This is a genomic window from Corynebacterium faecale, from assembly GCF_030408735.1.
GTDB classification, from domain to species: Bacteria; Actinomycetota; Actinomycetes; order Mycobacteriales; family Mycobacteriaceae; genus Corynebacterium; species Corynebacterium faecale.
This window is the reverse complement of the sequence record NZ_CP047204.1, coordinates 1,893,361-1,916,278: the sequence shown is the minus strand read 5'-3', so window position 1 is coordinate 1,916,278 and position 22,918 is coordinate 1,893,361. Positions and strand designations below refer to the sequence as shown.

General features: G+C 60.7%; 24 protein-coding genes, 1 pseudogene and 1 riboswitch. Of the genes and pseudogenes, 13 read left to right on the top strand and 12 right to left on the bottom strand.

Annotated features, from left to right (window positions below; all coding sequences use genetic code 11):
* Window positions 1–26 precede the first annotated feature (26 nt).
* Window positions 27–503: an ankyrin repeat domain-containing protein gene (locus tag CFAEC_RS08775; RefSeq protein ID WP_290276059.1), complete on the bottom strand. Its 477-nt coding sequence runs from the start codon at window positions 501–503 to the stop codon at window positions 27–29.
* A 291-nt stretch (window positions 504–794) separates the two neighbouring features.
* On the opposite strand from CFAEC_RS08775, the gene rpsP reads away from it, so the two are divergent.
* The gene (gene rpsP / locus CFAEC_RS08770) at window positions 795–1,313 is read left to right on the top strand and encodes a 30S ribosomal protein S16 (RefSeq protein WP_290276058.1); all 519 of its coding nucleotides are present in this window, start codon (window positions 795–797) and stop codon (window positions 1,311–1,313) included.
* 167 nt (window positions 1,314–1,480) lie between these two features.
* Here rpsP and CFAEC_RS08765 read toward each other — a convergent pair whose 3' ends face one another.
* On the bottom strand, window positions 1,481–1,882 hold the full coding sequence (locus CFAEC_RS08765; RefSeq protein WP_290276057.1) for a cupin domain-containing protein: 402 nt from the start codon (window positions 1,880–1,882) through the stop codon (window positions 1,481–1,483).
* 171 nt (window positions 1,883–2,053) lie between these two features.
* Here CFAEC_RS08765 and rimM point away from each other — a divergent pair, with 171 nt between their 5' ends.
* The 7 genes from rimM to CFAEC_RS08730 all read left to right on the top strand — a co-directional run bounded on the left by rimM (window position 2,054) and on the right by CFAEC_RS08730 (window position 9,672).
* Window positions 2,054–2,566, top strand: a complete 513-nt coding sequence (rimM, locus tag CFAEC_RS08760) for a ribosome maturation factor RimM (RefSeq protein ID WP_290276056.1) — start codon at window positions 2,054–2,056, stop codon at window positions 2,564–2,566.
* A 27-nt stretch (window positions 2,567–2,593) separates the two neighbouring features.
* Window positions 2,594–3,469 (top strand): tRNA (guanosine(37)-N1)-methyltransferase TrmD, encoded by an 876-nt coding sequence (trmD, locus tag CFAEC_RS08755; RefSeq protein WP_290276054.1) that lies wholly within the window; start codon window positions 2,594–2,596, stop codon window positions 3,467–3,469.
* A gap of 40 nt (window positions 3,470–3,509) precedes the next feature.
* A complete protein-coding gene (locus CFAEC_RS08750; RefSeq protein WP_290276052.1) occupies window positions 3,510–4,244 on the top strand; it encodes a DedA family protein in 735 nt (244 codons plus the stop codon).
* Between the two features lie 98 nt (window positions 4,245–4,342).
* On the top strand, window positions 4,343–4,714 hold the full coding sequence (locus CFAEC_RS08745; protein ID WP_290276049.1) for a hypothetical protein: 372 nt from the start codon (window positions 4,343–4,345) through the stop codon (window positions 4,712–4,714).
* Window positions 4,715–4,799: 85 nt separating this feature from the next.
* The gene (locus CFAEC_RS08740) at window positions 4,800–6,689 is read left to right on the top strand and encodes a heavy metal translocating P-type ATPase (protein WP_290276047.1); all 1,890 of its coding nucleotides are present in this window, start codon (window positions 4,800–4,802) and stop codon (window positions 6,687–6,689) included.
* A 39-nt stretch (window positions 6,690–6,728) separates the two neighbouring features.
* A complete protein-coding gene (locus tag CFAEC_RS08735) occupies window positions 6,729–7,274 on the top strand; it encodes a hypothetical protein (protein ID WP_290276045.1) in 546 nt (181 codons plus the stop codon).
* A gap of 61 nt (window positions 7,275–7,335) precedes the next feature.
* Window positions 7,336–9,672, top strand: coding sequence for a Tex family protein (locus tag CFAEC_RS08730; RefSeq protein WP_290276042.1), 2,337 nt, complete (start codon window positions 7,336–7,338; stop codon window positions 9,670–9,672).
* Here CFAEC_RS08730 and CFAEC_RS08725 read toward each other — a convergent pair.
* The 5 genes from CFAEC_RS08725 to CFAEC_RS08705 all read right to left on the bottom strand — a co-directional run bounded on the left by CFAEC_RS08725 (window position 9,669) and on the right by CFAEC_RS08705 (window position 13,453).
* Window positions 9,669–10,736: a ThiF family adenylyltransferase gene (locus CFAEC_RS08725; protein WP_290276041.1), complete on the bottom strand. Its 1,068-nt coding sequence runs from the start codon at window positions 10,734–10,736 to the stop codon at window positions 9,669–9,671. The genes CFAEC_RS08730 and CFAEC_RS08725 overlap by 4 nt on opposite strands.
* Window positions 10,737–11,522 carry a thiazole synthase gene (locus CFAEC_RS08720; protein WP_290276039.1) on the bottom strand — a complete coding sequence of 262 codons (786 nt, stop codon included), beginning with the start codon at window positions 11,520–11,522 and terminating at the stop codon, window positions 10,737–10,739.
* A gap of 4 nt (window positions 11,523–11,526) precedes the next feature.
* Window positions 11,527–11,727, bottom strand: a complete 201-nt coding sequence (gene thiS / locus CFAEC_RS08715; protein WP_290276037.1) for a sulfur carrier protein ThiS — start codon at window positions 11,725–11,727, stop codon at window positions 11,527–11,529.
* Complete coding sequence (thiO, locus tag CFAEC_RS08710) at window positions 11,724–12,806, bottom strand: glycine oxidase ThiO (RefSeq protein WP_290276034.1); 1,083 nt, start codon at window positions 12,804–12,806, stop codon at window positions 11,724–11,726. The genes thiS and thiO overlap by 4 nt, the downstream gene beginning before the upstream one ends.
* Window positions 12,803–13,453 (bottom strand): thiamine phosphate synthase, encoded by a 651-nt coding sequence (locus CFAEC_RS08705; protein WP_290276033.1) that lies wholly within the window; start codon window positions 13,451–13,453, stop codon window positions 12,803–12,805. Before CFAEC_RS08705 ends, thiO begins: the two co-directional genes overlap by 4 nt.
* Window positions 13,451–13,564, bottom strand: a riboswitch (TPP riboswitch). Its footprint overlaps the gene before it by 3 nt.
* 221 nt (window positions 13,565–13,785) lie before the next feature.
* Between CFAEC_RS08705 and rplS the strand changes: the two genes are divergently transcribed.
* Window positions 13,786–14,127 (top strand): 50S ribosomal protein L19, encoded by a 342-nt coding sequence (gene rplS, locus CFAEC_RS08700; protein ID WP_290276032.1) that lies wholly within the window; start codon window positions 13,786–13,788, stop codon window positions 14,125–14,127.
* Between the two features lie 366 nt (window positions 14,128–14,493).
* On the opposite strand, the gene CFAEC_RS08695 is transcribed toward rplS, so the two are convergent.
* Together CFAEC_RS08695 and CFAEC_RS08690 are read right to left on the bottom strand one after the other, a co-directional pair.
* Window positions 14,494–14,835: a helix-turn-helix domain-containing protein gene (locus CFAEC_RS08695; RefSeq protein ID WP_290276029.1), complete on the bottom strand. Its 342-nt coding sequence runs from the start codon at window positions 14,833–14,835 to the stop codon at window positions 14,494–14,496.
* A 73-nt stretch (window positions 14,836–14,908) separates the two neighbouring features.
* Complete coding sequence (locus CFAEC_RS08690; RefSeq protein WP_290276027.1) at window positions 14,909–15,271, bottom strand: type II toxin-antitoxin system RelE/ParE family toxin; 363 nt, start codon at window positions 15,269–15,271, stop codon at window positions 14,909–14,911.
* Window positions 15,272–15,469: 198 nt separating this feature from the next.
* Here CFAEC_RS08690 and CFAEC_RS08685 point away from each other — a divergent pair.
* Window positions 15,470–16,118: pseudogene (locus tag CFAEC_RS08685) on the top strand (IS5 family transposase); the annotation flags it as partial.
* A 166-nt stretch (window positions 16,119–16,284) separates the two neighbouring features.
* Complete coding sequence (locus CFAEC_RS08680) at window positions 16,285–16,449, top strand: hypothetical protein (protein WP_290276025.1); 165 nt, start codon at window positions 16,285–16,287, stop codon at window positions 16,447–16,449.
* Between the two features lie 388 nt (window positions 16,450–16,837).
* Here the strand turns inward: CFAEC_RS08680 and CFAEC_RS08675 are convergent, their stop codons facing one another.
* Window positions 16,838–17,896 carry a CNNM domain-containing protein gene (locus tag CFAEC_RS08675; RefSeq protein WP_290276022.1) on the bottom strand — a complete coding sequence of 353 codons (1,059 nt, stop codon included), beginning with the start codon at window positions 17,894–17,896 and terminating at the stop codon, window positions 16,838–16,840.
* 3 nt (window positions 17,897–17,899) lie between these two features.
* Window positions 17,900–19,318: a hemolysin family protein gene (locus tag CFAEC_RS08670; RefSeq protein WP_290276019.1), complete on the bottom strand. Its 1,419-nt coding sequence runs from the start codon at window positions 19,316–19,318 to the stop codon at window positions 17,900–17,902.
* Between the two features lie 237 nt (window positions 19,319–19,555).
* On the opposite strand from CFAEC_RS08670, the gene CFAEC_RS08665 reads away from it, so the two are divergent.
* The gene (locus tag CFAEC_RS08665) at window positions 19,556–20,152 is read left to right on the top strand and encodes a hypothetical protein (protein ID WP_290276017.1); all 597 of its coding nucleotides are present in this window, start codon (window positions 19,556–19,558) and stop codon (window positions 20,150–20,152) included.
* Window positions 20,153–20,157: 5 nt separating this feature from the next.
* Here the strand turns inward: CFAEC_RS08665 and CFAEC_RS08660 are convergent, their stop codons facing one another.
* Window positions 20,158–21,927: an ABC transporter ATP-binding protein gene (locus CFAEC_RS08660; protein ID WP_353960106.1), complete on the bottom strand. Its 1,770-nt coding sequence runs from the start codon at window positions 21,925–21,927 to the stop codon at window positions 20,158–20,160.
* Between the two features lie 106 nt (window positions 21,928–22,033).
* On the opposite strand from CFAEC_RS08660, the gene lepB reads away from it, so the two are divergent.
* Window positions 22,034–22,879: a signal peptidase I gene (gene lepB, locus CFAEC_RS08655; RefSeq protein WP_290276016.1), complete on the top strand. Its 846-nt coding sequence runs from the start codon at window positions 22,034–22,036 to the stop codon at window positions 22,877–22,879.
* The last annotated feature ends 39 nt before the right edge of the window (window positions 22,880–22,918 follow it).

The window sequence follows — 22,918 nt, the reverse complement described above, 5'->3', positions numbered from 1 at the left end:
CTGCCAGCGGATGGGGAGGTAGTGCTTCACATCAGATCATCGGGACTTACACCGTTGATGTCCCGGTGCCGGGGATTTGCTCCGGCGCGGAGCAGAACCTCCACCACGGCGGAGTCGGGAAGATGATTGGCGGCGGCGTGCCACAGGGGAGTGCGGTGCTGACTGTCCAGGGAATCCACAGGAGCACCAGCATGGATGAGGATCTCCACAACACCGTCATCACCTGCCACTGCGGCCAGGTGTACCGCGGTGGTGCCCTGTGGATCTGTCAGGGTGGGGTCTGCGCCGAGATCCAGCAGGCGGGCGACCACCATCAGATTTCCCGCCTCAGCGGCGCGCATGAGCACAGTGCGGTCGTGGTCATCGCGGGCATCAGGGCCGGCGTTGGTGAGGAACCTGCCAATTCCGGTGAGGTCACCGGTGAGCATGATTTCATCAAAACGTCCACCATCGACATGGTTGATCAGGTTATGGTCATCATTACCAGAGGCAATTGGAAGCACACTAAGGAATCTACTCGTTGAGCGGGATGCACGCACGTGTCTGAAAAACCTCACACCGCGGCATTTTCGATGTGAATCACGGGGATTTCGTTTTCTGTTTGTCAACCGCTAAAGTTGTTTAGGTTGTCTGCGCCCGGATGGGTGCGGCATCACCAAGACTTTCCTGCGTCATACCGCCAACGACCCCGGTCGTCCGGTGTAGTCACACGCAGGTTAAATAAGAAGGGTTGAACCGGCTCACCGACAAGAGGTGGGTGTCTGTACTGCCCAGTGACCACGTGAGGAAAACACATGGCTGTCAAGATCAAGCTCCAGCGTCTCGGAAAGATCCGTACCCCGCACTACCGCGTTGTCATCGCTGATGCACGCAACAAGCGCGACGGTAAGGTCATCGAGAACATCGGTATCTACGAGCCGAAGCAGGAGCCATCTGTTATCAAGATCGACTCCGAGCGCGCTCAGTACTGGCTCTCCGTTGGCGCACAGCCAACCGAGTCCGTTGCTGCACTGCTCAAGGTGACCGGTGACTGGCAGAAGTTCAAGGGCATCGATGGCGCCGAGGGTACCCTGCGTGTCGCCGAGGAGAAGCCATCCAAGCTTGAGCTCTTCAACCAGGCTCTGGCTGAGGCCAACAACGGTCCTACCGCTGAGGCCATCACCGAGAAGAAGAAGAAGGCCCGCGAGGAGAAGGAAGCCAAGGAGGCAGCTGAGAAGGCTGCTGCTGAGAAGGCTGCCGCTGCAGAAGCTGCTGCAGAATCCACCGAGGCTGAGGAAGCTCCAGCTGAAGAGGCTGCTTCCGAAGAGGCATAAACCCTGCCCAGCTTAAAACCCGTTCCTCCCTTCGTGGGTGGAATGGGTTTTTGCGTTCCTACCCTTGATAAAACCTGCATAACGTCACAGGAATCCCGGACTTATGGGGTGTTTTCCCGCGAAGCTTGTGACGTAATGCAGGGCCGGGAAGGTCCGGGCCGTCACCGCTAGGCCGAGACCGGATTTCCTCCTGTGACTACCTGGTTTACCGTGCCCCCCCGCTCACCGGTGAGGAGACTGACCAGGATGGTGGCGGGTTCCGTGGCTTCCGGGGTTGCCTGAACATGATGGGGGATTCCCTCCTCCAGATGCAGCAGCATGCCTGCCTCCATGCGCAAGGTGGTTCCCTCGACACTGAAATCCACCTCACCGTTCAGGCACTGGACAGTGATGGGGTACGGCGCACTGTGGTCACCGAGGACCTGGTCGGGGGAGAAGGTGAAACTGATCATATCCACACCATCTGCCTTGAGGATGCGTCTGGTGGCGGGGAGCTTGCGATCCGTGTCCGGGACCGCGCTGGCTTCTGGGAGGTTGACCGTGGTCAGACCTTCGATGTCGGTGCTCATGAGATGTGGGGTGTCCTTTCATCCTGGCTGCAATGGAGTGGGCTTGAGTGCCCACGATAGTCTTTAACACGGATCGACTGCGGTTAAATCATCCCGGATGGGAGCCGTCGGTTTCTCACTTGGTCGGGCGGACTGCCACTATCAGCCCCCGGTGGCCTAGAATTTCTACCCATGACAGAAGAGCTGCAGATCGGCAAAGTGATCAAGTCCCACGGCATCCGGGGGGAAGTTGTGGTTGAGGTGACCACGGACGATCCTGATATCCGTTATGCCCTGGGCGAGGTGCTGCAGGGGCGGCAGGCGGGTAAGGAACATACCCTCACCATCGATGGTGCGCGTGCACACCAGGGGCGTCTGTTGGTGAAATTCCGTGAAGTTGCAGACCGCAACACAGCCGATTCTCTTCGTGGCACCCGGTTCTTCGCCGCCCCCATGGAGCGCGAGGACGGCGATGATGAGGCCTACTACGACCACGAGCTCGAGGGTCTGCGCATCATCCATGAAGGTGCGGATATCGGTGTGGTCACCGGTGTCATGCACGGGCCTGCCGGTGAGATCCTGGAGGTGGAATTGGCATCGGGCAAGGAGGTTCTCATCCCGTTCGTCCATGCCATTGTTCCGGATGTGGATCTGGAGGAGGGGACCGCCACGATCACCCCGCCGGAGGGCCTGTTGGATCTGTAGTCAAAGCCACCGGAGGTCATTGGTAGATTGAATGCCGTGACTAGTGCCAACGACAATGCCGATACCCGCCGCCTCCGCCTGGACGTGGTGACCATCTTCCCGGAATACCTGGATCCGCTGCGCCATGCCCTGCTGGGTAAGGCCATCGAGGATGATTATCTGGAGGTGGGGGTGCATGATCTGCGTGGCTGGGCCACCGGTGGGCACAAGTCCGTGGATGATACACCTTATGGCGGTGGCCCCGGCATGGTGATGAAGCCGGATGTCTGGGGCCCGGCACTCGATGATGTCGCCGCTGGCCGGGTGGCTGGCTGGCAACTGGAGTCCGCGACCCCGCACAGAAACGTTGCGCGCCACGACGAGCTGGCGGGCGTCGACAAGCACTCTTATGAGGGCGAGGATGCAGATTTACCGCTGCTGCTGGTGCCCACCCCGGCGGGGGCGCCGTTCACGCAGGCAGATGCGCAGGCGTGGTCGAATGAGCGCCATATCGTTTTTGCCTGCGGCCGGTATGAGGGCATTGACCAGCGCGTGATCGATGATGCGCGCAACCGGTACCGTGTCCGGGAGGTCTCCATCGGTGATTATGTGCTCATCGGCGGTGAGGTGGCCGTGCTGGTCATCGCTGAAGCCGTGGTGCGCCTGATCCCCGGTGTGCTGGGCAACCGCCGCTCGCACGAGGAGGACAGTTTCTCAGACGGGTTGCTCGAAGGCCCGTCCTACACCAAACCACGCACCTGGCGCGGGCTGGACGTGCCGGAGGTGCTGTTCTCCGGCAACCACGCCAAGGTGGACCGGTGGCGCCGTGACCAGTCCCTGTTGCGCACCCAGCGGGTGCGGCCTGAGCTTCTCGACGCCGTGGATCTCACCGCGCAGGACCGCACAGTCCTCGGACTGGACTAACATCAGCGCAGTTACCACCATCAACCTTTAAGGACCACGTGTGACCGAGAAGTCAGAAGACACCGCAGAGCACGGCGAAAACCAGTCCACCGGGGAGCCCACTGAGGCCCCTGCCCAGGATCTGCCCACGTTCCTCTCCAACCCGGGGAAGACGGACATCGCGCTCTTCATTGCGCTGATGGCCATGGGTATCTTCGCAATTGCCCTGATTCCCCTGCGTGCCTGGTTGCTCTCGCATCCGCTGGCCTACACCTTGCTGGTGGGTGGTTATACCAGCGCCGTGGTCGGTGGGGCCAACGCATCGGTGGGCAATGGCGTGTTCTGGGTGTACCTCCTGTGCACCGTGGTGGGCGCCGTGAAGTTCATGCCCATCTACTGGCTCATGGGCAGGCGCTGGGGCATGGAGTTCATCGAGATGTCGCTCCAGTACATGCCGCGTGCCCACCGGGTGTTCAAGAATGCCGTGGAGAAGGAATCACCCACGATGTATAGGTGGGTCCTCGGCCTGATCCCGGTGGGGTATCTGCCCGGTCCGGTGCCTGGAACTATTCTCAATGCCGTGGCGGGTCTGCTGAAGATCGGGCTGTCGGTGATGCTGGCCTGGAATGTGGTGAGCATCCTCGTGATCAACGGTCTGATGATGTGGCTGGGTTATACCTTCGGTGAAGAGGTGCTGGAGGTGGTCAATGTGATCAACCGTTACCTGTTGTGGATCACCCTGGCCCTGGTTGCGATCGCGGTACTCCGGGCCCGTAAGCAGGCAAAGAAGATATAGGAAACTTTGCGGAAGACCCAGTCCTGAACCCCTGTTGTGGGATCAGTGGGCAGGGTACGGTTGGCACTATAAAAGCACCAGCTGAATGGAGTCCTGCGATGCGTGTAGTTTCCACTGACCTCAATATCCTCATCCGACCTGAGGAATGGACCAGGGCGTTAACCGCCATGCCGGATGGGTTGAAGAAGGTCGGGTATAACGTCTCTGAGATCCATGCGCAGCCCGTTGATCTCACCTGCGAACCGGATAATATGCTGGTCACCCATTTCGCCCAGACCGAAGGTTACCCACCCATCGTGGAGGTGCTCCACCGGGTGGTGGTCAATGGTGAGTCCAACGCTGATCTCAAGGATCTGACCCAGTTCGTGGTGAAGTCGCTTCCCAAGGGTACGTATTGGTACGGGACCTCCCTCGAGGGCGCCACCCAGCCAGGTGTGACCGCGTCATGCGCATGGCAACATGGCAATTAGTCGGAGGGGTTCGATGGACATAAATCCCATAAGGTAATCCTATCCAGGTTGGTGAGGGCGATTTTCGGACGCTATGCTTGGGGGTATGGGCACCGCTACCAAACTCCAGGTCCACCATCTTGAACAACCCAACCGTTTCCGTGATTTCTTCAGCTCCCGGGATGGCGTCATCGCCACCGCCACACTGGTGGCGATCGCGGTTTACCTCATCCTCCGTTTTGTCCTCGGGCTGGAGGGGTTTGCCGCGTCCTGGCCTCTGATGGCGATCATCATTGGCGGCGGCATCCCCTTGGGTATGGATGTGATGAAATCCGCCATCGCCACCCGCGGTGGGGCGGACACCCTGGCGGCGGTGTCCATCATCGCCTCGGTTCTGCTCGGGGAATGGTTGGTGGCGGCCATCGTTGTGCTGATGCTCTCCGGTGGTGAGGCACTGGAGGAGGCGGCCTCCAAGAGGGCCTCGGCCACCTTGGACGCACTGGCCAGGCGTGCTCCCCAGATCGCCCACCGCAGACTGAGTGACGGCACCACGCAGGACATCGCGATCGATGATGTCCGAATGGGCGATGCACTGGTGGTATTACCCCATGAACTGTGTCCGGTGGACGGCGAGGTGATCTCCGGACATGGCGCGATGGATGAGTCCTATCTGACCGGTGAGCCCTATGTGGTGAGTAAATCCGAAGGGTCCGAGGTCATGTCGGGTGCCATCAACGCTGATGACGCCCTGGTGATCAGGGCGACCGCCCTGGCAGAGGACTCCCGCTATGCCACCATCGTGGGTGTGCTGCGTGAGGCGGAGATGAACCGTCCGCAGATGCGCCGGCTCGCTGACCGCCTGGGGGCGTGGTACACCGTGTTGGCACTGGCGATGGGAGCGATCGGCTGGATCATTTCCGGTGACCCCACCCGTTTCCTGGCGGTGGTGGTGATCGCCACGCCGTGTCCGCTGCTCATCGGTGTACCGGTAGCCATCATCGGTGCGATCAATCTGGCTGCCAAGCGGGGCATCATCATTAAGAACCCGGGCATCCTGGAAGAAGTGTCCAAGGTGGATACCGTCATGTTCGATAAGACAGGAACCTTGACATATGGGCGCCCCAGGATCACCCACTTCCAGACAGCTGAGGGGTTGGACGATGATTATGCGCTGTCGCTCGCTGCAGCCGTGGAACGCTATTCACGCCACCCGCTGGCCACGGCCATCGTCGCCGAGGCGGATGACCGGGGCGTTGAGACGCTCCTGGTCACCTCCGTGTCAGAGAAACCAGGCCAGGGTCTCACCGGAATGGTGGACGGGCATGAAATCAGATTAACCAACCGCAAAGGTCTGTCGGACTCATCGTTTCTCCCGCAGGACCAGGCGGGCATGGAGTCGGTGATGCTGATTAACGGCCAGTTCGCCGCCTTCATCCAGTTCCGCGATGAACCCCGGAAATCAGCAGCTGATTTCATCTCCCACCTGGGCAGGAAACACGGAACGACCGAGACCATGATCATCTCCGGTGACCGCGCCTCCGAGGTGGAATACCTGGCGGGCAAAGTGGGCATCGACACCGTCCACGCGGGTGTCAGCCCCGAGGGGAAACTGGCTCTGGTCCGTGAACACAATGAGCATGGCTCCACGATGTTCCTCGGCGACGGCATCAACGATGCCCCCGCGATGGCGGCGGCAACCGTGGGGGTGGCCTTCGGTGCGGGATCCGATGTGACCATCGAGGCTGCTGACGCGGTGGTGCTGGATTCCTCCCTGGAACGCCTGGATAACCTGATCCACATCGGCAAACGCATGCGACGGATCGCGTTGCAGACCGCGATCGGGGGCATGGTGTTGTCCTTCCTCGGCATGGTGCTGGCGGTATTCGGCTGGCTCACCCCGCTCATGGGGGCGATTGCCCAGGAGATCATCGATGTGGTGGCCATCCTCAACGCCGCACGCGTGCCCTTTACCAAGGATAAACTCAGCGATTTCTAATCCCGTGGCGGATCGAGGGGGGGACTGTAACCTTGAGCAATGACACGTCCCTTCTCCCTTGCAGCCAGTGCGGCATGCGCAGTATTGGCACTGACTGGGCTCACCTCCTGCGGCAACCTCATCACAGCCGATGTCCGGGGCGAGACAGCCTTTTCTGTGAATGACCGTGGTGAGTTGATCGTTCACGTGATCACCTGTGAGTACGCCGTGACCGAGGTCCACATCGTGGCGGGCCGGGAGCACCTGCGGGACAGTGAGGTCAACCCCACCCTGGGAACCGTGGTTGCTGATCAGCCACAACAAGGGACCTTAGCCGTGAACATGAACGCCCCAGAATCACCCTGGAGTGTGGGCCAGTCCCTGGAAGCCAGGGAGAGTCCCGACCTGCTCATCATTTCGTCCGTGAGAACCGATGGGTCGGTTAAGGGCAAGGATGAGGCCATCCCACAGGTATCGGCCACCATGACTGACATCATGGCGCTGGCACCCGGAGAGGTGCTGGTCAACGAGTGGGTGGGCGGGGATGAACTGATCCGCAATGTGGCCATTGCCGAAGCTGATCTATCCGCCCCCTGTGGGTTCTAACCACGCCAGGTGATCCACCCACCCGGGCGTGCACCCCGCACTCCACGCTAGAATCGCCAGAATGTCAGTGATCTCAATTCCCAGCGCAATCGCCCGCGAACTCGGTGTCAGGGAGGAGCAGGTGGTTGCGGCCATCAAGCTTCTCGACGAAGGGAACACCGTCCCCTTCATCTCCCGTTACCGCAAGGAAGTCACCGGCGGTCTGGATGACACCCAGCTGCGACAGCTGGAGGAGCGCCTGACCTATCTCCGTGAATTGGAAGACCGTAAGCAGGCAATTCTGACTGCAATCGAGGAGCAGGGCCAGCTCACCGAGGACCTGCGGGCACTGATCCTCGGGTGTGAGACCAAGGCCCGCCTGGAGGATCTCTACCTGCCGTTCAAGAAACGACGCAGGACCAAGGCGGATATCGCACGGGAGGCCGGTCTGGAAGAGTTGGTGGATAAGCTCATCCACGCCCCGGCAACCGATGCATCTGATGCGGCCAGTTCCTTCATCACCGAAGGTTTCGAGGACACCAAAAAGGTCCTGGAGGGGGCCCGAGCCATCCTCATTGACCGCTTCGCCCTGGACGCTGACCTCGTGGGTGGGGTGCGTGAACAGATGTACAAACGTGGCTCCATGACCGCTTCCGTGGTGGCAGGAAAAGAAACTGAAGGGTCCAAGTTCAAGGACTACTTCGAATTCAATGAATCCTTTGAGTCCCTGCCCTCACACCGCATCCTGGCGCTGCTCCGCGGTGAGAACGAGGGAGTGCTCCAACTGAACCTGGATGCAGGGGAGGACACCCTGTACGAGGGCATGATTACGGACCGTTTTGATCTGGACACCTCCCGCTCCAGCTGGCTGGCTGAAGCAGTGCGCTGGGGTTGGCGCACCAAGCTCTACGTGTCCTCCAGCCTGGATGTACGCATGCGCCTGAAGGAAAAAGCCGAGGCCGGGGCACTGGATATCTTCGCCACCAACCTCCGTGATGTGCTGTTGGCGGCCCCCGCAGGTCAGCGCGCCACCATCGGTCTGGACCCGGGTTTCCGCAATGGTGTGAAGGTGGCTGTGGTGGACTCCACCGGTAAGGCACTGGATACCACGATCGTCTACCCGCATCAGCCACAGAACCGGTGGACCGATGCGGTGCAGGAACTGGCGGGCCTCTGCGCCACCCACGGAGTGGAGTTGATGGCGGTGGGCAATGGCACCGCCTCCCGTGAGACCGAGAAGCTCGCTAGTGAGGTTGCTGACCTGATCAAACAGGCCGGCGGTACCCGCCCCACCCCGGTGGTGGTCTCTGAGTCGGGTGCCTCGGTGTATTCCGCCTCCGGGATTGCAGCCGATGAGTTCCCCGACATGGATGTGTCCCTGCGCGGTGCAGTCTCGATTGCCCGGCGCCTGCAGGATCCTCTGGCTGAGCTGGTCAAGATCGAACCCAAAGCCATCGGCGTGGGGCAGTACCAGCATGATGTGAACCAACATGCTTTGGCCAAAACCCTCGACGCCGTGGTCGAGGATGCCGTGAACGCAGTCGGCGTCAACCTCAACACCGCCTCCGCACCACTGCTCACCCGGGTGGCCGGTGTCAGTTCCACCCTGGCGAATAACATCGTGGCCTACCGCGATGACAACGGGGGTTTCACCTCCCGCAAGGAATTGAACAAGGTGCCGCGCCTGGGACCGAAGGCCTTTGAACAGTGCGCCGGCTTCCTGCGTATCAATGGGAGTAAAGACCCACTGGACGCCTCCGCGGTGCACCCCGAGGCCTACCCGGTGGTGCGTCGCATCGTAGAGGCCACCGGAGTGGGGATGGACAACCTCATCGGCAATTCAGCCCTGCTGGCCACACTGCGCCCAGCTGATTTCGCCGATGAGAAATTCGGCATCCCGACCGTGACCGATATCATCGCGGAGCTGGATAAACCAGGCCGTGACCCGCGCCCGGAGTTCAAGACCGCCACCTTCAAGGAAGGCGTGGAGAAACTCTCCGACTTAAACCCCGGCATGATCCTCGAGGGAACCGTGACCAACGTGGCAGCCTTCGGGGCCTTCGTGGACGTGGGAGTCCACCAGGACGGACTTGTCCATGTCTCCGCGATGAGTGACAAGTTCATCTCCGACCCGCATGAAGTGGTCCGCTCGGGCCAGGTGGTGAAGGTCAAGGTCATGGACGTGGATGTGGACCGCAAACGCATCGGTCTGTCACTGCGCCTGACCGATGAACCCGGCGCGCCCGCACCGAAGCGCAAGAACCAGAATTCAGGCCAGCGCCGTGACAAACAGACTGACAACCGTTCCGCCGGCAGGGCGGGGGACCGTGGCGGGCAGGGGCAGCGTCGACAAGCACAGCCAACGCCTGCGGGTGGCGCGATGGCCGACGCACTCAAACGCGCCGGGCTTGGGCGTTAAACCAACCCGTTGATGCCACCGGGCAGGTTGAGCAGCTCATGATCCAGGTCCGAGTACTGGTCACAGAAGGTTGCGCTGCGCACACCGGAGGCGCAGTGCACCACAACGCGCCGGGCATCCCCGAGTGCCTGCTCAACCGTTTCCCGGCCAGAGATCGCCGAGAGCGGCAACCGCACCGGTGTCAGCTCAGCCAGTGAATCATTGAGCAGATACTCATGGGGCTCACGGATATCCAGCAGGACTGCCGCGCCGGAGCGGACCTCATCCAGCAGCTCTGTTGGAGTCGGCCCGAGGGCACACACCGCATCGGCATAGGTCGCCTGTAGTTCCGTCACCCGGGGGCGCGCCGGGTCAGCGGTCACGGTGAAGCTGCGGGTGGTGGCGGTCAGGGCATCGTAGCTGAGCATCCGTCCCGGTTGGGTGGGTAAACCAGCGAGGAACTTGATGGTCTCGGTGGCCATGAGCGCGCCGATGATGGCGGTGGTGGCACCGAGCACCCCGGCGGTGGCGCAGTCGGGGATGGAATCACCGGTGGGTTGGGCGGGGAAGAGATCACGCAGCCCCACACCATCGGTGAAGAGACAGATATCACCGCGGAAGCGCAGCACCGTGCCCCAGACCAGGGGAGTGCCGGTGATCTCTGCGGCATCCGCCACGAGGTATTTGGTGGTGAAGGAATCAGAGCCATCGAGGACCAGATCAACCTCACCGAGCAGCTCCACCGCGTTTTCCACGGTCAGCCGCTTCTGCAATGGGGTGACCGTGATGTCGGGTTGAAGTTCGTGCAGACGCTGCGCCACCACCTCCACCTTGGGCCGGCCCACATCGGAGGCACCGAAGAGGATCTGGCGGTGGATGTTGGTGATGTCCACGGTGTCATCATCAATGACGGTGATGTGCCCGACCCCGGCAGATGCCAGTGATTGCATGGCGGGACAACCCAGGCCACCGCCGCCGATGACCAGCACGTGGGCATTGTGCAGGCGTTCTTGCTGCCAGGTTCCCCAACCAGGCAGGGCGAGTTGGCGGGCGGTGCGGCGCAGTTCGGTATCCGGAAGTGTCATCTACAGCACCTGATCCGACCAGGACACCAGTCCATCAAAACTAGAGGAGGCCACGGCATGGTCGCGTTTGGGGATGCGCCCGGCTGTGCGGGCGAGGTGTCCGGCATCCACGGCTAACCGCATCGCGCGGGCCATGGTCACCGGGTCCTGACAACGGTTGACCGCAGACGCCAGCAACACGCCATCGCATCCGAGCTCCATCGCGAGTGCCGCATCGGAGGCGGTACCCACGCCGGCATCCAGGAGCACCGGCACGGTCGCGCGCGAACAGATCAATTCAATATTGTGCGGGTTGAGGATGCCCAGGCCGGTGCCGATGGGGGAGCCCAGGGGCATGACCGCGGCACATCCGACATCCTCCAGGCGCTTGGCCACCACGGGATCATCGGAGGTATAGGCCAGGACAATAAACCCTTCGGCGACCAGTAGTTCGCAGGCGTCGATGAGTTCAACCACATCGGGGAGCAGGGTGTGCTCATCGGCGATGACCTCAACCTTGACCCAGTTGGTGCCCAATGCTTCACGGGCAAGTTTCGCGGTGATGACAGCATCGCGGGCGGTGCGGCACCCGGCGGTGTTGGGTAGCGGTGCGATGTTGAGACGCCGCAGCATCTCGAAGACGGATTCACCACCATCCCCGGCGGTGGCGGCGTGACGGCGCATGGCCACCGTGGTCAGTTCCGTCCCGGAGGCAACAAGGGAATCTTCCAGCATGGCCATCGAAGTGGCACCACCGGTGCCCATGATCAGGCGGGAGTCAAAGGTGCGGTCGGCGATGGTGAGCATCTGTTCAGCCTCCCTGGACGGCGGTGAGAATATCGATGGTGAGGCCGCTTTCGAGGTCGCGGTTCCACTGGGAACGGGGCACCACGTCACCGTCGACGGCCACGGCCACGCCGGCCTCGGGAAGCCTGCCGAGGGTCTCCTCGACCAGGCCCTCCAGCGTGGTGGCATCGGTGGTCACGGACTGGTTGTTCACGGTCAGGTTCATGATGAAACTCCTTGCTTTGAAACAGGTTTATGGTGTCGGTGCGGGTGGCAGGCGCGCAGGTCAATGCCTGGATCGCGGCCCTCCACCAGCGCCAGGGTGGCATCTGCGGCCAGCGCCGTCAGTAGGATCCCGTGGCGGAAATAGCCGGTGGAGATGATCAGCTGCTCATCCACCCTTCCCAAGTAGGGGAGATCATCCGGGGTGCCCGGGCGGGCCCCGGTGGTGGCCTCTAGGAAATCGCACTCCTCAATGCCGGGCACCAGGCGGATGGCATCACGCAGCAGATCATGCACGGCGCTGGCACGCGGGATGGGACGGTTATCCTCCCGCGAGGTGGCACCGATGGCGAGTGTGTTATCAGTGCGTGGGATGAGATAGACAGGCCGATCCTCCACGAAGCCGCGCACCACGCGGGTGAGCAGGGGCTGCAGATGATCAGGAACACCCAGGCGCAGGATATCGCCGTAAACCGGGCGCAAGTGGAGTCCGGGATACAGCTCGCCGGCACCCAGACCATTGGCCAGTACCACCTGTTCATCATCGGGCAGCGCGGTGGCGCGTTCCCGCACTACGGTGACGCCGAGGTTGTGCAGCGCATCCAGCAGTGCTGTGGCGAACATCCGCGGATTAACCTGGTGATCTCCCGGGATCAGCACGGCTCCAGCCAACTGGGGACTCAGCGCCGGTTCCAGTGCGCGTGCCTGACGCACCGGCAGGCGCTCAACCGCCATACCGTGGGTGGCCTGGTAGTCCGCCAACTCCGATAGATGCGCTGAATCCGCCCGGTCCGCGGCCACCACCATGGTGCCCTCCCTCCGGTACCCGGTGGGCAGGTCCGTGTGCTTTGCGACGACCTCCAGCAGCCCCGGATACAACTCCGCCGAGCGCACCATCAGCGGAAACAGATCCTCCTGCCGGTAGACCACCTCAGCCACAGGTGCGAGCATGCCACCGGCGTGATGGGTGGCCCCGGATGCGGGGGAGGGATCCATCAAGGTGACGGTGTGCCCGGCATCCGCCAGACGCAGGGCTGACGCCAGACCAATGAGCCCTCCGCCGATAACAGTGACGCTGCTCATCGGCTTCCCGCCTCGAATCCGGTGAGTAGGCGCCTAGCATAGGCAGTGGGATCATCAGCATCCATGAGTCCACGGACAACGGCCAGACCGGCGACTCCGGTGGCAGCGAGGGACTGGGCATCATCGGCGGTGACATCGCCGATGGCCACCACCGGTACCCGTGACAGCCTCACCAGTTCGCGGTAACCCTCGATGCCAAGGGGCGTGCGGCCGGAATCCTTGGTGGGGGTGGGGCGGAAAGGTCCGGCACCGATGTAGTCGATCGCATCGGCGAACTCATTGGCCTGCTCCACCAGCTCGCGGGTGCCGGTGGTGAGGCCGATGAGGGCATCCTCGCCGAGCAGCGCACGGATATCGCGGACATGCAGGTCATCCTGCCCGACGTGCACCCCGTGGACCGGGAGTCCGCGGCGGCGCAGGGCCAGGGCGATGTCCACGCGGTCGTCGACAAGCACATGGGCGGTATCGCCCACCGCACGGGCGACGGCTTCGGTCAGCGCATGGAGATCGCGCGCGGAGATGGGTTTGCTGCGCACCTGCACCATCCGGGCTCCACCGGCAACAGCCTTGCGGGCCACGTCCACGACATGCTCCGTGGATCCGTGGCCGGTGATGAGATAACACTGCAGATCAGGGATGGGTCGCATGGGACCAGCCTCTCTTCCTTCGCTGGTGCTAACCAGACAGGTTCATACGGTTCTCGCGCGGAACTGCAGCGCGATCTCAGCCTGATACCTCAGGCACCCGTGGGGGTTTGGCCCTTCAGTGTAGATGATCCGATGGTGGCGGAGGGGATTTGGCATTGCCCTGAGAACATGAAAGAATATCCAGGTTGACTGTGCATATCGCTCTGCCTCATTTGAGGTTGCGGTACGTGGCAGCGGCGCAAAACTGAAACGGATACGAACCGGCCGAGCGCCCCACATCAGGGGAAGTGCCGCCAGGCTCCTCTTTCCCTTGACTGTCAAAGGACATTTTCATGAACATTCTGGATAAGGTCGACTCCGCATACCTGCGCGACGACGTTCCTGCTTTCCGCCCCGGTGACACCCTCGACGTTCACGTCAAGGTCATCGAAGGCACCACCACCCGTACCCAGCTCTTCAAGGGTGTTGTCATCCGCCGTCAGGGCAGTGGTATCCGTGAGACCTTCACCGTGCGTAAGGTTTCCTTCGGTATCGGTGTCGAGCGTACCTTCCCGGTTCACTCCCCGAACCTGGAGTCCATCGAGGTCATCCGTCGTGGCGATGTTCGTCGCGCCAAGCTGTACTACCTGCGCGAACTGCGCGGTAAGGCTGCCCGCATCAAGGAGAAGCGCTAATCAATAGCGTGAGGTCACTGAATTAAACCCCATTGACCAGCCCCCGGTTCATCACCCAGCGTGAGAACCGGGGGTTTTTTCCTGCTCCATCCCGCCAAATAGGAATATGCCTAAGAATGCCCCCTCGTCTGAACACATCAGGTGGGGGGATCAGCGCGGCGAACTGGTCCCAGAGGGAGGGGCGATGATGGATGATGGAACGGCTACGCTCGAGTGCTCCTGAGACATGTACGTTTTCCTGGTCGAATCCGTATGTGCCAGGCCTCGTGCCTGCTCTTATCCACACCACCCCGTAACCCCAAAGGTTAAACGACAAGCTTAGAGAAGTCTCGCATGAAGGGGGATCCCAGGCTGTGTCTTTAGGTGTTATTTGGCGTCTGCCAGACCTTCCTGTTCCTCTTCGACCGGGAGAGTGACGGTGCTTCCGTCGGCTCGCTTAACGGTGAGCTCGAGGCTGCCGCCGAGAGCCTCAACATACTTCTGGATGGTGGACACTCGGGCTGAGGTGAGGTGACCGTGCTCCATCTGGGAAATCCGGTTCTGTCCTACCCCGATCTTTTTCGCCAGGGACTCTTGGGTGAGACCAGAATCCTCGCGGAGGGTGCGGAGGCGATAGGCCCTGGCGTCGGCGTACATGCCGGCCTTGATCCGATCGATGTTTTCGCGATTGCCGGGGCGGCGTCGATGCAGGTCATTGAGTGAAGTCATGGGGTTCTCCTTAAGGGCTATGGGGAAGCGGTATCTGTCATCGGGTGGGGCAGGGTGTTTACGCAGGTAACTGTTAGCTGCCTTTCTTGAGTTGCTTGAGGTGGTGGTCAAATCGTTCATCCGCGAGGGGAATGTTCTTGCTGTACCACTTATTCCATTGGCCGGTCTTGTCTCCGGCGACCAAGAAAATTGCTTGCCGGTGGGGATCGAAGGCAAATAAGATCCTGATGTTCTTAGCGACTGATTTTTTACGGGGCCGCAGCTCTTTCATGTTCTTGTGTCTGGATTGCGAGATGGTATCAACGAATGGACGGCCGCAGGTCGGCCCCTGCTCGGCAAGGTACTCAATGGCGGCAAGCACTGCGTCATAGACGTCGTCGCTGAGCGAGTCCAGCCAAGTATCAATGAAGTCGGTTCGGATTTCCCAGCTTGCCATGCTGCCAGGTTATCAGTCAGAGATGATATCAGCAATAACTGATGATCGTCCTAAGCTGCCAGGAACGGCTTAGAGATCGCGCGGACAGGGCTCCAGGCGGGGTAATGAAATAAGGCAAGCACGAGGCCTGGTAGATAAGAATTCGACCAAGAATTCATCATTATCCAGGAGCACTCGAGCGTGGCCCTTCCACCATTCATCTTCGACAAACTCATCCACGTCCTGGTGTTCGGTGTCTCCTATGCCAAGATCGCTGATTCGACCTGTTCGGCCACCACCTTGCGCACCCGTCGGGATGAATGGATCACCGCTGGGATTTTCGAGAAGCTGGAGCAGATCTGCCTAGAGTCCTACGACAGGATCGTCGGGCTGGAACTCTATAACCTCAGCGTGGACGGGTGCATTGTTACAGCCCCGTGTGGTGGTGACGCAGCCGGGAAATCCCCGGTTGACCGGGGAAAACAAGGAACGAAGCGTTCGTTGATGGTTGATGGCAACGGTATCCCGATCGGGTGTGTGATCGCCGGGGCGAACCGGAATGATTCACCCTTGTTGGCCCCGACGTTGGAGAAACTCGACCGCTTCGGGTTTCACCTGCCCGAGGAGATCACCGTGCATTTAGATGCCGATTACGACTCAAGCAAGACCCGCAGCCTACTCACTGAACTCGGCTGCGATTGGGAGATCAGCACCAAGGGTGAGCCCTTGCAGGCTGGTGCCCGGTGGGTGGTGGAGCGGAGGACTTCCTGGCATAACCGGGGCTTTAAAAAGCTGCTGGTGTGCACCGAGCGTCGTACCCTGGGTCATCGAGGCGTTTATTGCGTTAGCGAACGCGGTGATCATCGTCTATTGATCAACCCGATTAAGGGCAGTTAACCCGCCGTGCTCTTTTGGCAGGTAAAAAGTCGGCCAAACACAATCACAGGCCTTAACTTATTGTTGTGGCAGGCCGCCGGGGCTGAGACTTCTGAATATGGATACCCCTTCACTAACTCAGTGTTGGCTTCAGCCTCATGTTCGACCCATCCAGGTTGATGATCTCTGCGCCATCCACAATCCGATTCAACAATGACTCCGCCACGACCTTGTCCGCCATCGTCAGGGTCGCTGGAGATCAGGAGAGAATCAAGGAGCTCCCGGCGATTGCGGGCGGCAATCCGCTCATCGTCGTTGTCTAAAAAGATCAAGCCCTGGTTGGACTGTGGGAGGGATCAAAAGGTTCCCGTTCCATCCCGCAAAAATCCCGCACCAGCGCGCAAACACCACGGTTCAGGCGACCAGGGCAACCCGGGTGACCACTCTTGACCTGGTGTTTCACAAACCCCCAGGTCAAGAAAGCGGATCCAAAGATCAAGGAGAAGCGCTAAACATTGCGCTGATGATCAGCACAGGCATGGCGGCTGTGGCTTCCTGACCTGCCCTGCATCAGGCCCCCTGTTTCCTCTGGATTTTATTCGGGGAGACAGGGGGTTTTCTATTGTGGTTTTACGCGCACCTTGGAGAATGAGAAACAGGCCCATGCGTGGGTGGGGTTTTAATCCACCGACACATGGGCCCGGCATGTTGTTAGCCCCGGCGGTGCCCAGGTGAGCGGTCGAGTTGTTTCTCAATGCTCGGCCACAGCTGCCTGAGGATGTAGTCCCAGGTGATCACACCGCGGACGGTATAACCATTGTTGACGGTGATGACCACGGCGAGCTGTTCGTTCTCGGCGCGCATCCTATCCAGGGCTTCCTGGATGGTGGTGGTCTCCGGAAGGGAGAGCGCCGGCCGGGACCATTCAACTGCGGCTGCAGTACTGTCCGCCAGGAGTGTGTCTCGTGCATGCACCACCCGGGGAACATCCCAGGAAGGGTCATTGAGCAGCACACGCAGCTGACCGGTGGTCTTGGCGGCGATCTGGATATCGTGGACCGTCGCCGTGGCGGGCAGGATGTTGACTTCATTGCCGGGGGAGTCGGTGGCCTGACCGATGGTGGTCAACTCCAGCTCGATGACACCGGCGATCTGGGTGGCGGATGCATCATCGAGGGTGCCTGTGAGGCGGGAATGCTCGACGAGCATACGAAGCGTGTCGGCATCGTAGCCTCGTGCGGCTGCCCGCTCCACCGGTTTCTCACCGGTGGATTCCACCAGGCGGTTGGCGATGCGGTTGATCCAGGCCAGCAGTGGACGGAAGATGTTGATGAATCCACGGGCAGGCAGAGCGATGATCTTGATCGCGGATTCGGGGTGGGTGATCGCCCAGGACTTCGGAGCCATCTCACCGATCACCAGGTGGAGGAAGGTGACAACGAACAGCGCCAGGATGAAGGCGATGACATCGGCCACGGCGAGGGGAACCCCCAGGGCCTCAAAGGCTGGCATCATCGAATAATGAACCCAGGGTTTGGTGATCGCACCCAGGGCAAAGGTACAGACGGTGATACCCAGCTGGGCACCGGCGAGCATGAGGGTTAGTTCGTTGAGGCTGCGCAGAGCCGCGCGGGAGGATGCGGAGGTTTCCGCGGTTTCCTCCAGGCGGTTGCGCCGGGCGGCGAGCAGGGCGAATTCAATGATCACGAAGAATGCGGACAGCGCGATGAGCAGGATGGTCGCGGGAAGTGCGATATACCAGTCAGTCATGAGTTAGCGACCCTCCTCGGTGTCAGTAGTTTCCGGTTCATCTGAATCAGTCCGGTCATCAGTGGTTGAAGCATGTTCGATCAGGTTGAGCCGGACACTCGCCGGGACGTGGCGTTCGATCGCCTCGATCTTGATGCGGAGGATACGCAGGGGTGGTTCGCTACTTTCAATGAAATCGTCGGGTTCGGCGGCCAGTTCGATGTCGTGGATCTCTCCGGCCTCAACAAGGCCCCCGGCATGGGACAGGACAAGTCCGGAAATGGTTTCAAAGTCACCTTCGGGGAGGTCATGCCCGATGACACGTTCAACCTCATCGAGTGGGATATCGCCGTCGACCAGCCACTCGTGATCACTCATGGGTGTGATGTCCTCGGAGTGGGGGAGATCGTGTTCGTCGGTGACATCACCCAGGATCTCCTCAGCCAGATCCTCCATCGTGATGATGCCGATGAAGCCACCGTATTCATCAATGACACAGGCGAGTTTCTCTCCCTGTGTTGTCAGCTCATCCACCACATCCGGGAGGGTCATCGGTTCAGGAACCACCACCGCTACCCGGAGGAGCTCGGTGACCGGGGTGGTGTCCGGCAGGTCGGTATCCAGGACGTCAAGGAGATGGAGAACTCCGAGCGGGATGTGTTCATCATCGATCACGGGATAGCGGCTGTGGGCGCTGGCCATCAGATCCCGTGCCTCACCGATGGTGGCAGCGGGGGTCAGCACGTCGGTGCGTGACCGGGGGATCATCGCGTGGCCGACGTTTTGATCAGGGAAGTCCAGCAGGCGATCCAACACGAGGAAGGTCCGGTCATCCAGATCACCGCTCAGGCGGGAACTGCTGACAATGTGCTCCAGGTCTTCCGCTGTGGCGGAGGAGTCAATATCCTCGACCGGTTCGATCCGCAGGAGGCGCAGCAGGGCGTTGGAGGAGAGATCGAAGAACTTGATCATCCATCCGGTGAGCTTCAGGTAGATCGAGGTCGACGGGGCCAGGGCAAGGGAGGATTTCATCGGCGCGGCGATGGTGTAGTTCTTGGGGAACAGCTCACCGAAGATCATCTGCACGATCGTGGATAAGGTCAGTGCCAGGATGGTGCCCACACCAACGGACACGGCAGTGGGGACTCCCACACCGCCGAGTAGGACGCCGAGGCTTTCGCCGACCAGTGGTTCCGCGATGAAACCCACCAGCAGACCTGTAACAGTGATGCCCAACTGGGCACCGGAGAGCATGAAGGACGTTCGGTCAGTGATGGCCAGTGCCTGGGATGCCTTCTTATCCCCTGATTCAGCACGGGAGCGCAGCTGAGTTCGGTCTACGGACATGTAGGCGAATTCCTGGGCCACGAAATAACCGTTGATAACGATGATGACCGCGATCACCAGTATGCCGAAGAGCAGGGTGAGAACAGCGCCTACCATGATGTCACCCGCCTCAACACGTCAAAATCACTGTGGGCGGGCCAGATAGATCGCTCGGGGGGCTCCATAGGGAGGAGTAACCTCTTTTTCTCTTGTGCAGGGAAACAGGCAGATCCATGGGGGTCAGCCTGTCGGGATTGCGACTATTTTACACAAAAGTTTCTATTGGGTGCAGTGGAATAAAAAGTCAGTGGTCACTGGCCACCGATGCCCGCCCACATCACTAGTCTGGAATGCATGATCATTGCAGTAGAGGGGCCGAGCGCCGCGGGCAAGACCACGTTCTGCCGGGGTCTGGATCAGACTTTCGTGGCGGAATACCAGGCCACCGGTAAGGAGCCCGAAGGTGAAGGCATGCAGGTCCAGGCTCATTATTGGACGAATGTGAATACCACGCGGTGGAACAGCGCCAGGTCGTTGGAGAGCGAGACCGGTCTGGCCTACTGTGATTCTGATCCCATGAAGCTGCACTATTCGTGGTCTCTGGCACGGATCGGCGAGGATTCCATCGAGCGCTTCGAGTTCGAATGCACTCTGGTGCGGGAGGCGATCGTGGAAAAACGCATCGGCTTTGTTGATGCGGTGCTGGTGGATTTCCCTTCCCTGGACACGCTGACCAGGCAGAAGGACAATGACGCCACCCGGAATCGTAAATCCTTTGACCTGCATGCCCGTCTCACTGATCCACTGCGTGAATGGTATGACGCGCTGGAGAAGGCGGATCCCGGCCGGGTGCACCCGTGGGACGTTGATCTGGACGCGCTGCGTCCCAGGCAGCGCCGCTATGACGCGACGCTTCTCGACGCCCTCCTGGCCAACCTCCCCTCCCTCTGAGGGAATTAACCGTCCAGGAGTTGGCGGGATGCCAGATCCTTGTAGATAGGGCTGGTGGACAACAGTTCCGTATGGGTACCGGTGGCAGCCACACGCCCCTCATCAATCACGATGATCTGATCAGCGTCTGTCACCGTGGACAGCCGGTGGGCCACCACCACGAGGGTGCGGTCCTCGGCGATGGCATCGATGGAATCGAGGATCAGCTGTTCGTTGTGGGAATCCACTGCACTGGTGGGTTCATCGAGTAGGAGGACAGGGGTGTCCATGAGAAGCATGCGGGCCAGTGCCAACCGCTGCCGTTGACCGCCGGACAGGCTGAGGCCACGATCACCGAGGACGGTGTCCAACCCATCCGCCTCCTCGACCCGGGAACGTAGATTCACCTGGTCCAGGGCCTGCCAGCAGCGATCATCGGTGGCGGCTGCGGCACCTAACTGGAGATTTTCCCTCACCGTTCCGGACAGCACCGCGGCTTCCTGTTCCACATATCCAATGATGCTGCGGATAGAGGCTCTCGACAGTTCGGCGGTGTCCTGGTCACCCAGCAGGATCCGACCTGAATCCACATCGTAGAACCGTTCGATCAGGGCGAGGGTGGTGGATTTACCCGATCCGGAAGGCCCGACAAAGGCGGTTTTCTTACCCGCCGGGATGTGGAAGCTGACATCCTTCAGCACATCCGTGTGACCGTCATAGCTGAAGGTGACGTGGTCAAAGGTGATGTCGCGTGCCGGCCGGGCAGGTGCCCCGTGGGTGGATTCCGGTTCCTCGTCCATGATCTCCGAGATGCGCTCGATGGCACCCATGGCTTGGCGTACCGTGGTGATGGCGCCGAAGATCTGTCCCAGGGGCATGGACACCATGAACAGGTACAGCACGAAGGAGACCAGGTCGGCCACCGTGATCTCACCGGCGGCCACCCGTGCACCACCAATTCCCAGGACCACCAGGAAACTACCCTGCATGGCCAGGCCTGTGGCGGGGCGGAGAGCTGCACCGATCTTCGCCACCACCACGCCCATATCAAAGGCCTCCCGGGCATCGGCATTCAATCCATCCTCCACCCGGGGTGCTGCGCCGGTCGCGCGGATCGTGCGGATGGCACCCAGTGCGCGGTCCATGTCAGCTCCGAGTTCACCCACCGCTGCCTGGGCCTTCTTGGTGTATTTCTGAATGAACCTGGATACACCGATCACCACCACCATGGTGAGCACAACCACGCCCAGGACGATCCCCAACATCATCGGATCAATCAGCGCCATGAGGATGATTGCGCCGACCATCATCACTGAGCCACCGATTGCGTCGATAAGCCCACCTGTAAACGCAGCACGGATGAGGGTGGTGTCAGACCCCAGCCGTGTGACCAGGTCACCGGCACGGTGACTGTCGTAGACCGGGATCGGCAGGCGGAGCATGCGGGCCACCAGCTGTTTTCTTGTGCTCAGTACAGCCGCCTCGGCGGTCAGGGTCATCACATAGAGCTGGAGAGCCGTCACCACGGATGACACCACCAGCAACCCAACGAGCCCCCAGACCAAGGGGGCGATCGGTGCTTCGTTGATGCGGGAAATGATGGTGTTGATCAGCATCGGCTGGAGCAGTGACAACACCGCCCCCAGCACGGATAACCCCAATGCCAGCGACAAGGCACCTTTGTGGTGGGCGAGCATGGTCAAGAGCACCCGGAACGGTGAGCGTTGGGTCATGGTTTCGGTTGTCATCCCAGCTGAACTCATGGGTGCAGACGAAGAAGAATCGTTGGTGGACACAGCTGATCAGTCTACGTGTCCAACCTGGGAGGGCCTGCGGGGTCCCTGTCGGTGTCCTTGCGTGGCTTGAGCAGTGATGATCGGTGCGCTGCTAGAGTGAGACATCGTGACTGATCTTCCTGGTGCATCCAACGCTGACGATTCCTCCCGCAACCCCGCCGAGGGAGAACGGGCAGAAGGCCGGTCCCGTAATTCAGGATCAGCGAACAGCGGCAGTACGCGCGCCGGGAAGTCCGAAGACGGTGCCAAGGCGAAGTCGACCCCGTGGTACATCGAGATCCCGATCGTGGTGGTGCTCACCCTGGTGCTGATCTTCGTGCTGCAGACCTTCGTGGGTCGGCCCTACATGATCCCCAGTGGATCGATGGAACCCACCCTCCACGGTTGTGAGGGGTGTACTGGTGACCGCATCATGGTGGAGAAGGTGTCCTACTATTTCACGGATCCGGAACCGGGTGATGTGGTGGTGTTCAAGGGTACTGATTCCTGGAATGTCGGTTTCACCACCCAGCGTTCCGATAATGCAGCCGTCCGCGGCCTGCAGAACCTGGGTTCCTATGTCGGCCTGATTGCCCCGGATGAAAATGATCTGGTCAAGCGCATCATCGCCACAGGTGGACAGACCGTGTCCTGCCAGGAAGGTGATCCAGGTGTGATGGTTGACGGGGCTGCGGTGGATGACAGCTACACCCTCCAGCCGCTGCAGTATCCGGTGAACCCCAATACCGGTTCCGAGGCTTGCGGTGGTGACTACTTTGGTCCACTCACCGTTCCTGAGGGCAATTACTTCATGATGGGCGATAACCGCACCAACTCCCTCGACTCCCGCGCCCACATCGGCGATGAGCACCAGGGCACCATCCCGGAGGAGAACATCAAAGGCAAGGTCCAGTTCATCTTCCTGCCGTTCAGCCGCATCGGTGGCGTGGATAACCCGGACATCCAGGGTTAAAAACCTGCTTATCGACGCCCCACCTCCCGCACCTTTAAC